General features: G+C 72.2%; 7 protein-coding genes. All 7 read left to right on the top strand.

Annotated features, from left to right (window positions below):
• Positions 1-13: 13 nt before the first annotated feature.
• The 7 genes from ACX9TP_RS25210 (at position 14) to mxcH (ending at position 13,023) form a co-directional block, all read left to right on the top strand.
• On the top strand, positions 14-787 hold the full coding sequence (locus tag ACX9TP_RS25210; RefSeq protein WP_482973160.1) for a 2,3-dihydro-2,3-dihydroxybenzoate dehydrogenase: 774 nt from the start codon (positions 14-16) through the stop codon (positions 785-787).
• Between the two features lie 55 nt (positions 788-842).
• Positions 843-2,072, top strand: coding sequence for an isochorismate synthase DhbC (dhbC, locus tag ACX9TP_RS25215; RefSeq protein WP_482973161.1), 1,230 nt, complete (start codon positions 843-845; stop codon positions 2,070-2,072).
• Entirely contained in the window at positions 2,069-3,718 is a 1,650-nt protein-coding gene (locus ACX9TP_RS25220; protein ID WP_482973162.1) for a (2,3-dihydroxybenzoyl)adenylate synthase, read from the top strand. The genes dhbC and ACX9TP_RS25220 overlap by 4 nt, the downstream gene beginning before the upstream one ends.
• A gap of 12 nt (positions 3,719-3,730) precedes the next feature.
• Positions 3,731-4,627, top strand: a complete 897-nt coding sequence (locus ACX9TP_RS25225; RefSeq protein WP_482973163.1) for an isochorismatase family protein — start codon at positions 3,731-3,733, stop codon at positions 4,625-4,627.
• Positions 4,628-4,649: 22 nt separating this feature from the next.
• Complete coding sequence (gene mxcG, locus ACX9TP_RS25230) at positions 4,650-9,002, top strand: myxochelin non-ribosomal peptide synthetase MxcG (protein WP_482973164.1); 4,353 nt, start codon at positions 4,650-4,652, stop codon at positions 9,000-9,002.
• Positions 9,002-10,378 (top strand): class II 3-deoxy-7-phosphoheptulonate synthase, encoded by a 1,377-nt coding sequence (locus ACX9TP_RS25235; protein WP_482982222.1) that lies wholly within the window; start codon positions 9,002-9,004, stop codon positions 10,376-10,378. Before mxcG ends, ACX9TP_RS25235 begins: the two co-directional genes overlap by 1 nt.
• Positions 10,379-10,440: 62 nt before the next feature.
• The gene (gene mxcH, locus ACX9TP_RS25240) at positions 10,441-13,023 is read left to right on the top strand and encodes a TonB-dependent siderophore myxochelin receptor MxcH (protein ID WP_482973165.1); all 2,583 of its coding nucleotides are present in this window, start codon (positions 10,441-10,443) and stop codon (positions 13,021-13,023) included.
• Positions 13,024-13,027: the final 4 nt, after the last annotated feature.

The raw sequence follows: 13,027 nt of genomic DNA on the forward strand, positions 1-13,027 counted from the left end.
GTGAGAAGCACCGATGGAGACGAACCGCGGGGTAGCGCTGATTACGGGTGCCGCGCAGGGCATCGGAGCCGCCGTGGCCCGGGCGTTGGCGGACGGAGCCTCCATCGCCGCCCTGGACGTGAACGAGGCGGGGCTCGCCGCCCTCGTGGCGGAGCTGCGCGCCCGAGGGTGCCAGGCCTCTGCGTACCGTGCCGACGTGGGTGACAGCGCCGCGGTGGAGGCGGTGGTGGAGCGCATCGAGCGCGAGCAGGGCCCCATCGGCATCCTCGCCAACGTGGCCGGCGTGCTGCGGGTGGCACCCGCCGTGTCCCTCAGCGACGCGGACTGGGCCGCCACCTTCGCCGTCAACACGCATGGCGTGTTCCACGTCTCCCGCGCCGTCGCGCGTCGCATGGTGCCGCGCCGGGCGGGTGTCATCGTCACCGTGGGCTCCAACGCGTCCCACGTCCCGAGGATGCAGATGGCCGCGTACGCCGCCTCCAAGGCCGCGTCGAGCATGTTCACCCGGTGCCTGGGGCTGGAACTGGCCCAGCACGGCATCCGCTGCAACGTGGTCTCCCCCGGCTCCACGGACACCGCCATGCAGCGCGCGCTCTGGGCGGACGAGCACGGGGCCCAGGCCGTCATTGCCGGCTCGCCAGAGACCTACCGCGTGGGCATCCCCCTTCGCCGGCTGGCCGACGCGGGCGACATCGCCGAGGCGGTGCGCTTCCTCGTCTCCGACGGGGCCCGTCACATCACCATGCACGACCTCTGTGTCGACGGCGGCGCCACGCTGGGCGCCTAGTTCCTTCCCCTCCCCTCGCACCTGAAGCCGGCACTCCTCCCTCCTGGAGTTGAGAATGATTCCTACATCCATTGTCGAGAACGCCACGGAGAGCCTCCCCGCGCAGCTCCTGGAGAGCTACGCGGCGGGGTCATCCTTCTTCTTCGCGAGCCCCCGGCGGACGCTGCTGGCCCGCGGCACGTTCGCCACCGTTCCGCACACGCGCGGCGAGGACGCGCTGGAGCGCCTTCCGGCAAGCGTGAGGAGCGTGCTCGACGCCGCCCGGCAGGCCGACCACGACATCCCGGTGGTGGTGGGCGCGGTGCCCTTCGACGGCACCGTCCCCGCGCAGCTGGTGGTGCCGATGACCATCCAGCGCGCGGGGCCGCTGGTGTTCGACGCGGCGACGTCCGTGCATCGCCCGCTCGGCGCGAGCTACACGGTGCAGCCGGTGCCGGAGCCCGCCGCCTACCTCCACGGCGTGGAGCGGGCCCTGACGCTGATGCAGAGCGGGCCCTTGCGGAAGGTGGTGCTGTCGCGCTCGCTGCACCTGCACGCGGCCGCGCCCATCAACCTGGGGCAACTGCTGCGCAACCTGGCCTGGCGCAACCCCACTGGCTACACGTTCGCGGTGGACCTGCCGCCCGAGGCGGACGGCGCCACGGGCGCGCGCACACTGATTGGCGCGAGCCCGGAGCTGCTCGTGTCGCGCTCGGGGTTCCAGGTGCTCGCCAATCCGCTGGCGGGCTCGGCCGCGCGCAGCCCGGACCCGGTGGAGGACCATGCGCGGGCCCAGGCGCTGCTGACCTCCCCCAAGGATTTGCACGAGCACGCGGTGGTCATCGACGCCGTCGCGGAGGCGCTGCGCCCCTACTGCAAGACGCTGGACGTGCCGGCGGGGCCCTCGCTCGTCAGCACCGCGACGATGTGGCACCTGTCGACGCGCATCGTCGGTGAGCTGGCCGACCCGTCCATCTCCTCGCTGACGCTGGCCGCGGCGTTGCACCCGACGCCGGCGGTGTGCGGCTACCCGACGCGGCTGGCGCACGAGGCCATCGACTCCATCGAGCCGTTCGAGCGCGGCTACTACACGGGCGCCGTCGGCTGGTGTGACGCGAGCGGTGACGGCCAGTGGGCGGTGACCATCCGCTGCGCGGAGGCCGACTCGCGCACGCTGCGGCTCTTCGCGGGCGCGGGCATCGTCGCCGGCTCCCGGCCCGAGTCCGAGCTGGCGGAGACCGAGGCGAAGTTCCGGACCATGCTCCAGGCGATGGGCCTGGGCCAGGGCGCCGAGGTCCAGCCATGACGTCCCCCGCCCAGCCCCTGCCGGGCTGCCCCACGTGGCCAGAGGCCTTCGCCACCCGCTACCGGGAGGCCGGCTACTGGCGCGGGGAGACCCTGGGCCAGCTCTTGCGCGAGCGTGCGCTGCGCCACGGCGAGCGCACGGCCGTCGTCGCAGGAGCGGAGCGCTGGAGCTACCGGGAGCTCGACGAGCGCGTCGACCGGCTCGCCGCGGGGTTCCTCGCCCTGGGCCTCCAGCCGAGAGACCGCGTGGTGGTGCAGCTGCCCAACATCGCCGCCTTCTTCGAGGTGTGCTTCGCGCTGTTCCGCATCGGCGCGCTGCCGGTGTTCGCGCTCCCGGCCCACCGGGGCTCGGAGATTGGCTACTTCTGCGAGCACACCGAGGCGGTCGCCTACGTCATCCCCGACCGGCACGGCGGGTTCGACTACCGCCCCCTGGCGGCCCAGGTGCGCGAGAAGGTGCCGACCCTGCGGCACGTCATCGTCGCCGGAGAGGCGGGGCCCTTCACCGCGCTGAGCAGCCTGCCCGCGTCCCCCGTCGCGCTGCCCGAGCCCCAGGCCGGCGACGTGGCCTTCTTCCAGCTCTCGGGGGGCAGCACCGGCGTCCCCAAGCTCATCCCCCGCACGCACGACGACTACCTCTACAGCGTGCGCGCGAGCGCGGACATCTGCGGGCTGGACGCGTCCACCGTCTACCTGTGCGCGCTGCCCGCCTCGCACAACTTCCCGCTCAGCTCGCCGGGCGTGCTCGGCGTCCTCCACGCGGGTGGCACCGTCGTCATGGCGCTGCACCCCAGCCCCGACGTGGCCTTCCCGCTCATCGAGCGCGAGCGCGTCACCATCACCGCGCTGGTGCCGCCGCTGGCGATGATCTGGATGGAGGCCGCGAAGGCCCGCCGGCATGACCTGTCCAGCCTGCGCGTGCTCCAGGTGGGCGGTGCCCGGCTGAGCAACGAGGCTGCGCGGCGCGTGCGGCCCGCGCTGGGCTGCACGCTGCAGCAGGTCTTCGGCATGGCGGAGGGCTTGGTCAACTACACCCGCCTGGACGACCCCGAGGAGCTCATCGTCACCACCCAGGGGCGGCCCATCTCCCCGGACGACGAGCTGCGCGTCGTCGACGAGGACGACCGCGACGTGGCGCCGGGTGAGCTCGGGCAGCTGCTCACGCGGGGCCCGTACACCATCCGCGGCTACTACAAGGCGGAGGTGCACAACGCCCGGGCCTTCACGTCCGACGGCTTCTACCGCACCGGAGACCTGGTCCGGCTGACACCGGAGGGCTACCTCGTGGTGGACGGCCGCGTGAAGGACCAGATCAACCGCGGCGGCGAGAAGGTCGCGGCCGAGGAGGTGGAGAACCACCTGCTGGCCCACCCCGCCGTCTACGACGCCGCCGTGGTCGCCATTCCCGATGCCTTCCTGGGCGAGCGCACCTGCGCGTTCGTGATTGCGCGTGGCGCGCCTCCAGCCGCGACGGTGCTCACCGCGTTCCTGCGCGAGCGGGGACTGGCCGCCTTCAAGATTCCCGACCGGGTCGAGTTCATCGAAGCCTTCCCGCAGACCGGCATCGGCAAGGTCAGCAAGAAGTCGCTGCGTGAGGCACTCACCCGCTCCGCCGCTGCAAACGCCGCTTCCCCCTCCCCGCGCTGAAAGGACCTCCCCATGGCGCTCCCCGCCATCGCCCCCTACCCCATGCCGGCCACGGCCGACCTGCCCAGGAACAAGGTCTCCTGGACGCTCGAGCCCCGGCGCACCGCGCTGCTGATTCACGACATGCAGCGCTACTTCGTCGACGCCTTCACCGCCGGCCAGTCCCCGGTGTCGGAGCTGGTGGCGAACATCCAGCGGCTGCGCCAGCACTGCGCCTCGCTCGGCATCCCCATCGTGTACTCGGCCCAGCCAGGCGGGCAGACGCCCGAGCAGCGCGGGCTGCTGCAGGACTTCTGGGGGCCGGGCGTCACCACGAACCCGGAGCAGCGGAAGATCATCGACGCGCTGGCGCCGGGCGAAGGCGACATCCTCCTCACCAAGTGGCGCTACAGCGCGTTCCGCAAGACGGAGCTGATGGACCTGATGCGCGAGCGCGGCAGGGACCAGCTCCTCATCTGCGGCATCTACGCCCACATCGGCTGCCTGCAGACGGCCAGCGACGCCTTCATGAGCGACGTGCGGCCCTTCCTGGTGGCGGATGCCCTGGGCGACTTCTCGCTCGCCCACCACCAGCTCGCCCTGAGCTACGCGTCGCAGCTGTGCGCCGTCACCCTCACCACCCAGCAAATCATCGATGCGCTGGGTGCGCGCCCCGCGGACGAGGCCCGGCCGCTGGGCCGCTGGAAGATTCGCGCGGACGTCGCCGAGGTGCTGCAGCTGTCTCCCACGGAGCTGGATGATGACGACAACCTGCTCGAGCGGGGGCTCGACTCCATCCGGCTGATGAGCCTCATCGAGCGCTGGCGGAGCGCGGGCACGGAAGTCACCTTCGTCGAGCTGGCCGAGCGGCCGACGCTCACCGACTGGGACGCGCTGCTGTCCCGGGCCTCCACCCACCAACCGTCCTGACCGCTTGCAGGGAGCCACACCGATGCGCGACTCACAGCCCGCGGGCTGGCCGCTGTCCGCGGCCCAGCACGGAATCTGGGTGGGACAACAGTTCGACCTCACGAGCCCGGTGTACAACGCCGGCGAGTGCATCGAGATTCGCGGTGCCGTCGACGTGGCGCACTTCGAGTCCGCGCTGCGCCAGGCCATTGGCGAGGCCGAGGCCCTCCACTCGCGCTTCATGTCCGGCGCCACGGGGCCCGTGCAGTACGTCGAGCCCCGTACCGACTGGCCCCTGCACTTCGTGGACGTCAGCGGGACGACTGACCCGTGGGCGGCGGCCCATGCCTGGATGCGGGAGGACCTGACCCGGACCGTGGACCTGGCCCGGGGCCCGCTCTTCGCGGAGGCGCTGTTCAAGGCCGCACCGGACCGCTTCTTCTGGTTCCAGCGCGTCCACCACATCGCGCTGGATGGCTTTGGCTTCTCCCTGGTGGCGCGGCGGGTGGCCGACCTCTACACGGCGCGCGTCACCGGACGCGCCGCGACGGGAGGCTTCGGCCCCCTGCGTCCCGTCCTCGACGAGGACGCGGCCTATCATTCAGGACCGCAGGTGCAGGCGGACCGCGCCTTCTGGGTCGAGCGCTTCGAGAAGGGCCCCACGCCCGTCAGCATCGCCGGGCCCGCGCCCATGTCCCCCAGCTTCGTGCGGCAGATGCAGCACCTCTCCGCGGGCGAAGTGGAGCGCCTGCAGGCCACCGCGCGCCAGGCGGGACTGGGCTGGCCGGACCTGGTGCTGGCCACCACCGCCGTCTGGCTGCACCGGCTGACGGATGCTTCCGAGGTGGTGTTGGGCCTGCCGGTGATGACGCGCCTGGGCTCGGCGGCCCTGCGGGTGCCGTGCATGGCGATGAACATCGTCCCGCTGCGGGTGACGGTGCGTCCGGAGTTGGGGCTGTTCGCGATGGCCCGCGACGTGGCCGCGGAGCTTCGCGCCATGCGGCCGCACCTGCGCTACCGCTACGAGCAGCTCCGCCGTGATTTGCGGCGGGTAGGAGGCCAGCGCCGGCTGTTCGGCCCGGTGGTCAACCTCATGCCGTTCGACTACGCGCTGCGCTTCGCGGGGATGCCGGCCGTCGCGCACAACCTCTCCGCGGGCCCTGTCGAGGACCTGTCCATTGGCATGTACGCCCGCTCCGACGGCAGCGGCATGCGCGTGGACTTCGACGCCAACCCCGCCTGCTACCGCCCCAATGAGCTGCGGGCCCACCAGCGGTCCTTCCTCCAGCTCCTGGAGTCGCTGACCGCCGAGCCCGAGCAGCCCGTGGGCGCGAGGGCCGCCACGCGGAGCGGCGGCTCGGAGGCGCGGACATCTTCAACCACCACCGTGCTCGACGGAGGGCCCCTCCAAGGTCCGCCGCGCCCGGTGGTGGAGCTGTTGACGCAGCACGCCCTCGATCAGCCCGAGGCGGTGGCCGTGCAGCACGGCCCGTACCGGATGACCTACCGCGAGCTGCTCCAGGCCGCGCGCGTCCTGGCGGACCGGCTCGTCGCCGATGGCGTGCGGCCGGATTCGCCCGTGGCGGTCATGCTGCCGCGCGGCCTGGATGCCGTGGTCGCCGCGTGGGGTGTGCTCCTCTCAGGCGCGGGCTACCTGCCCGTGGACCCCTTCGGCCCACCTTCGCGGACCGCCGCCATCCTCGCCGACGCGGCGCCCGAGCTGATGGTCACCGCGAATCACGACCTGGTGCCCGGCGCCGGTCCGTGGGCTCCGGGGAACCTGACCGTGACGCGGAGGGCAAACGCTCCCGCTTCGAGCGCGAGGGCCCAGGAGGCCCGGCTGGCATACGTCATCTATACGTCCGGCTCGACGGGCCAGCCCAACGGCGTGCAAATTGACCGGGACGCCCTGGCGCACTTCGTGGCGGGCGCAACGCACCGCTACGGGCTGCGCTCCGATGACCGCGTGCTGCAGTTCGCTCCGCTGCACTTCGACGCCAGCATCGAGGAGCTCTTCCTCACCCTGTGCAACGGCGCCAGGCTGGTGCTGCGCACGGAGGAGATGCTCCAGTCGGTGCCACGGCTGCTCGACGCATGCGCCGAGCACGGCATCACCGTGCTCGACCTGCCCACCGCCTTCTGGCACGAGCTGGCCTACAGCGTGTCGACGGGCTCGGCCCGCCTGCCCTCCTCGCTGCGCACCGTCATCATCGGAGGCGAGGCGGCGCTGCCCGAGCGCGTCGCGCGCTGGCGCGCCACCGTGGGCCCCCAGGTGCAGCTGCTCAACACCTACGGCCCCACGGAAGCGACGGTGGTGGCCACCGTCGCCACGCTCAGCGGCGCGGACGCGGTGGGCTCCACCAGCGACGAGGTCCCCATCGGCCGTCCCCTTCCGGGCGTGCGGGCGGTGCTCCTCGACGCACGAGGCCTGCCCGTCGCTCCGGGCGATGAGGGCGAGCTGTACCTGCTCGGCGGCGGTCTGGCCCGAGGCTACCTGGGGCGGGCGGAGCTGACCGCCGCGCGCTTCACCGTGCTCGACGCCCTGCCCGACAGGCCCCGCGCCTATCGCACCGGAGACAGGGTCCGGCTCCGGGAAGACGGCCACCTGGTGTTCGTCGGTCGCGTGGACGACGAGCTCAAGATCAGCGGGCACCGCATCGACCCGGCCGAGGTCGAGAGCGCCCTCCTCAGCCACCCCCGCGTGCGAGAGGCCGCCGTCATCGGACAGGCGCTGCCCTCGGGCTCGCGGCGGCTGTGCGCCTTCCTCGTCACCGAAGCACCCGCGCCCTCCACGTCGGAGCTGCGCCAGCACGTGCAGGCCGCGCTGCCCGCGCCCATGGTGCCCGGCGCCTTCGTGCAGCTGGAGCGACTGCCCAGGACGAGCACGGGGAAGATTGACCGCGCGGAGCTTCGCCGCGTGTCCATCACCGAGGAGCCGCCCGCCTCTTCCGCGGCGGCCACCGGACTGGAGCACCTGGTGCTGCGAGTCTGGACGGAAGTCCTCGGCGTGAGCGGTGTGTCCGCGAGGGACGACTTCTTCGACCTGGGCGGCCAGTCGCTCCAGAGCATCCAGGTGGCCAACCGGCTCAGCGTCGAGCTGGGCCGTGAAGTGCCCGTGGCCACGGTGTTCCGCCACCCCACCGCCGAGGGACTGGCACGCGCCCTGGAGCACGGTGCCGACGCGGCCTCCGACGCGGGAGGACTGACTCCCGCGATGCTCGCGGACGCGGAGCTGCCGGAGGACGTCGTCCCCGTGCTCGCTCCCCGCGCGGCGGCGCCGACGCGGCTGCGACAGGTGGTCCTGACCGGGGCCACGGGCTTCGTCGGCGCCCACCTGCTCGGGCAGTTCCTGCGGCGGACGGACGCCCGGGTGGTCTGCCTGGTGCGAGCGCGCGACGAGGCACAGGCGATGGAGCGGCTTCGCGAGGCCCTCACGGCCCAGCGGCTTCCCACGGCGGGCCTCACCGAGCGCGTGCTGGCGCTGCCGGCCGACCTGACCCAGCCATGGCTGGGGCTCGGCGAGGCGCGCTTCCACGCCCTGGCCTCCGAGTGCGACGCCATCCTCCACAACGCCGCCGTCGTCAGCGTCGTGCGTGAGTACGGCAGCCTCCAGGCCGTCAACGTGCGGGGCACGCGCGAGCTGCTCCGCCTCGCCGCCGCCGTGCGGCCCAAGCCCTTCCACTACGTGTCCACGCTCGCCGTGGCACCTTCCGTGAAGCTCCTTCCCGAAGTCCCCGAGGAGTTCGTGCCCTCGCACGCCGGCCTGCGCGACGGCTACCAGCAGAGCAAGTGGGTCGCGGAGAGGCTGGTCCAGCAGGCGGGAGCCCGCGGCCTGCCCGTGGCCGTCTACCGGCTGGGCCGCGTCGTGGGCGCGCCGGACAGCGGCATGGTGAATCCGCAGGACCTCGTCTGGCGCATCCTCCTGGCCGGCATCCCCGCCGGTGCGCTGCCCCTGTTGGACGTGGGCGAGACCTGGACGCCGGTGGACTACGTCGCGCGCGCGCTCGTGCACCTGTCGGGCGTGGCCCGCTCCAGCGAGGTGTTCAACCTCACGCCCACGGCGGAGGTGCGGCTGGGAGAGCTGTTCCAATGGGTCCGCGACTTCGGCTACCCGGTGGAGATGCTCCCCGTCGGCGCGTGGCGCGCACGCGTCGCGGAGCGGTCCGGAAGCACGGAACATGGCGCCACGCTGGCGTTCTTCGACCTGCGCTCCGGCTCCTCCGAGCCCGCCTTCGGTCTCGGCCCCATCCGCTGCGAGCGCGTGCTCCAGGGGCTGGCCGGCACCGGCATCACCTGCCCTCCCGCGGACCGCGCCCTTCTGTACCGCTACCTCGAATTCTGCGTCGCGCAGGGACTCCTGCCTCCGCCGCCCTCACCCGAAACGGCCCTCCCGTGATGACCCGAGATTGGACACCGCGTTCCTGGCGGAGCAAGCCCGTGACGTGCATGCCGGATGACTACCCGGACCTGCGCGCGCTCGCCCGCGTCGAGGAGCAGCTCGCACACCTGCCGCCGCTCGTCTTCGCGGCGGACACGCGCCGCCTCACCACCCAGCTGGCCCGCGTCGCGGAGGGCAAGGCCTTCCTGCTGCAAGGGGGAGACTGCGCGGAGAGCTTCAAGGAATTCACCACCGACAACATCCGCGACACCTTCCGCCTCATCCTCCAGATGGCGGTGGTGCTCACCTTCGCGGGAGGCCGGCCGGTGGTGAAGGTGGGCCGCATCGCCGGGCAGTTCGCCAAGCCGCGCTCCAGCCCCGTGGAGTCTCGGGACGGCGTCACCCTGCCCAGCTACCGCGGCGACATCATCAACGGCATGGACTTCGACGCCCGCGAGCGGATGCCGGACCCCCGGCGCCTCGTCATGGCGTACCACCAGTCCTCCGCGACGCTGAACCTCGTGCGCGCCTTCGCCCAGGGCGGCTACACGGACCTGTGCAACCTGCACCGGTGGACGCTCGACTTCGTCGCCAACAGCCCCCAGGGCGACCGCTACCGGGGGCTGGCGGACAAGATCTTCGAGTCCCTGTGCTTCATGAGCGCGCTCAACGCGAACCCCGAGCCGCACCCGCACGGGTCGGGCCCGGTGGACTTCTTCACCAGCCACGAGGCCCTGCTCCTCAACTACGAGGAGGCGCTGACCCGCGCCGAGCCCGGCTCCGGTGAGTGGTTCGACACGTCCGCGCACATGCTGTGGATTGGCGAGCGCACCCGCCAGCTCGACGGCGGCCACGTGGAGTTCATGCGCGGCATCCAGAACCCCATCGGCCTCAAGTGCGGCCCGACGATGGAGCCGGACGACCTGCTGCGGATGATGGACGTCCTCGACCCCGACGGCGTCCCCGGACGCCTCACGCTCATCGGCCGCTTCGGCGCGGACAAGGTCGCCGAGTGCCTGCCCCGGCTGATGGCCGCCACCCGCCGCGCCGGCCGCCCCGTCATCTGGTCCATCGACCCGATGCACGGCAACACGCACAAGGCCAGCAACGGCTACAAGACGCGCTCCTTCGACCGCATCCTCTCGGAGGTGCACTCCTTCCTCGAGGTCGCCGCCGCCGAGGGCGTGCACCCGGGCGGCCTGCACCTGGAGATGACCGGACAGCACGTCACCGAGTGCCTCGGCGGCTCGCTGCCAGTGACGGAGGACGACCTCTCCAGCCGCTACCACACCCATTGCGACCCGAGGCTCAACGCCGCCCAGGCCCTCCAGCTCGGCTTCATGGTGGCCGAGGCCCTCCAGGCCCCCCGGACCCACCACGCTCGCGCCGCTTGAGCTCCCGAGTCGCGCCACATACACAAAAATTGAGAATGATAGCCATTTTCATAATCAAAGCGGTGACGGGAGCGAGGGCCCGGTTGCCGTGGCGCGGGCTTGCGTACCCCCTGGTGCTGGGAGGACTGCTCGTCGCGGGGCCGGTCCTCGCGGGCGTGCCGCAGGCCGAAGTGCCCGCGACGGCCGCCCCCGCCATCGAGGCCCCCAGGCTCCTGGAGTTCAGCGAGGCGCCCTACCCCGCGCAGGCGGAACAGGCGCGCATGGAGGCCACGGTGCTCCTCCGGCTCACGCTCGACGCGCAGGGCACCGTCACCGAGGCGGAAGTGCTGGAGCCCGCCGGACATGGCTTCGACGAGGCGGCCCGGGACGCGGCGCTCCGCTTCCGCTTCGAGCCCGCGAAGCGCAACGGCGTGCCCATGCCCTCGCGCATCGCCTACAGCTACGAGTTCCGCCTTCCTCCGGCGGACGCCCCCAGCGCGCCGGTCGAGTGGGCCCCGGCGCCGCACGAGCCCGGTGTCCCCGGGGAGCCAGCGCCCGCGCCAGTCGTTGACTCCGCCCCCGCGCCTCCCGCCACGCCAGGGCCCGCTCCCGACGCGGCGGCCGTCGAACCCATCGAAGTCACCGTCGAAGGCGAATCCGAGGCGCAGCGCCTGCGCAACTCCGCCGAGTCCGTGCGGGTCATCGAGATGGGGCAGGTGCAGCGCGAGGCCGCGGACCTGGGCCAGGTGCTCGCGCGCACGGAGGGCATCGGAGTGCGCCGCGTGGGCGGGCTCGGAAGCCGCGCGCGCTTCTCGCTGGCGGGCTTCACCGACGAGCAGATCCGCTTCTTCATCGATGGTGTCCCGCTGGAGCTGGCCGGCTATGGCCCGGAGTTCGCCAACGTCCCGGTCAACTTCGTCCAGCGCATGGAGGTCTACCAGGGCGTCGTCCCGGTCCGCTTCGGAGCGGACGCGCTGGGCGGGGCGGTCCAGTTCGTCACCAATGAGAGGCTCGGCGGCACCCGGGCGTCGGCCTCCTACGAGCTGGGCTCGTTCGACACCCACCGGCTGACGCTCAGCGGCTCGCACCTGCACGCGCCGAGCGGGCTGTTCGTCCGCGCCACGGGCTTCTACGACTCCACGCCCAACGACTACCGCGTCGACGTCGAGGTCCCCGACGAGCTGGGCCGGCTCGTTCCGAAGACGCTCCCCCGCTTCCACGATGCGTACCGGGCCGGCGGCGGCTCCGTGGAGGCCGGCTTCGCGGACCGCCCGTGGGCCCGGCGCCTGCTGCTGCGCGCCTTCGCCAGCACGACGGCCAAGGAGCTGCAGCACGGCGTCACCATGGACACGCCGTACGGGGACGTGGACTCCGGAAGCAACTCCGCGGGCGCCACGCTGCGCTACGAGCAGGTCCATGGCCGGGGGCTCACCACCGACGCGGTGGGCGGCTACGTCTTCCGCCACAGCCAGTTCACGGACCTTGGAACCTGCGCGTACGACTGGTTCGGACGCTGCGTCCAGCAGCTCCCCCAGCCGGGGGAAATCGAGTCCCGCGCCGTCGAGCGCAACGTGCGGCAGCACACCGGCTTCGCGCGCCTCAACGTTGGCTGGACGCCCGCGGCCAACCACGCGTTCCGCCTCGCAGTCGCCCCCACGCTCGTGGGCCGCTCCGGCGAGGACCGGGCCCTGCGGGCGCGCGGGGAGGTCGATCCGCTCACCGGAGCTCGCAGCGTCCTCTCGTTCGTCACAGGGCTCGAATACGAGCACGACGCGCTCGAAGGACGCCTGGAGAACATCGCGTTCCTCAAGGACTACCTCCAGCGCTCGCGCGCCGACCTGCTGCTGCCTGGCGACGTCTTCGTGCCCGCCGACCAGGACCTCCACCACCTGGGCCTGGGAGACAGCCTCCGGTTCCGCGTCTCCGACGTGCTCACCGCGAAGGCCTCCTACGAGTGGGCCACGCGCCTGCCCCGCCCCGACGAGCTCTTCGGCGACGGCATCCTCTACGGAGACAACCTCCTCCTCAGGCCCGAGCGCAGCCACAACCTCAACGTGGAGCTGGCGGCCCTCCTTCCGGAGACGGCGGCCGGTGCATTCCGCGGCAACGTGCTCGGCTTCGCGCGCCTGGTGGACGACTTCATCCAGCCGGTGGGCCGTGAGGGCTACTTCACGTATCAGAACGTCATCGAGGCCCGCAGCCTGGGCGTCTCCGGTGCGGCCGGCTGGACTTCGCCGGGACAGAGGCTCTCGCTCGACGGCAACGCCACCTTCCAGGACTTCCGCAACATCTCCACCGAGGGCCCCTTCGCGGAGTTCGAGGGCCAGCGCCTTCCCAACCGCCCGCACCTGCTCGCCAATGGCAGCGCGCGCTTCCAGTGGACGGAGGTGGCCAGCCCTCGCGACGAGCTCTCGCTGAGCTGGCACACGCGCTACATCCACTCCTTCTTCCGCTCGTGGGAGCGGCTGGGCCAGGGCGGCTCGAAGCAGTCCATCGACGCCCAGCTCCTGCACTCCCTCGCGCTCACCTACGTCACCCGCACCTCGCGCGCCACGCTGAGCTGGACGGTGGACGTGCAGAACCTCACCGACGCCACCGCCTTCGACTTCCTGGGCGTGCAGCGTCCCGGACGCACCGTCGCCGCCAAGCTGGTCGCGGAGCTCTGAGCCT

The sequence above is a fragment of the Pyxidicoccus sp. M15 genome (assembly GCF_056858435.1).

Excerpts from the sequence above, each read along its gene's own strand:
- mxcG (WP_482973164.1), top strand. The coding sequence starts at position 4,650 with ATGCGCGACTCACAGCCCGCGGGCTGGCCGCTGTCCGCGGCCCAGCAC.
- ACX9TP_RS25220 (WP_482973162.1), top strand. The coding sequence starts at position 2,069 with ATGACGTCCCCCGCCCAGCCCCTGCCGGGCTGCCCCACGTGGCCAGAG.
- ACX9TP_RS25235 (WP_482982222.1), top strand. The coding sequence starts at position 9,002 with ATGACCCGAGATTGGACACCGCGTTCCTGGCGGAGCAAGCCCGTGACG.
- ACX9TP_RS25210 (WP_482973160.1), top strand. The coding sequence starts at position 14 with ATGGAGACGAACCGCGGGGTAGCGCTGATTACGGGTGCCGCGCAGGGC.
- dhbC (WP_482973161.1), top strand. The coding sequence starts at position 843 with ATGATTCCTACATCCATTGTCGAGAACGCCACGGAGAGCCTCCCCGCG.
- ACX9TP_RS25225 (WP_482973163.1), top strand. The coding sequence starts at position 3,731 with ATGGCGCTCCCCGCCATCGCCCCCTACCCCATGCCGGCCACGGCCGAC.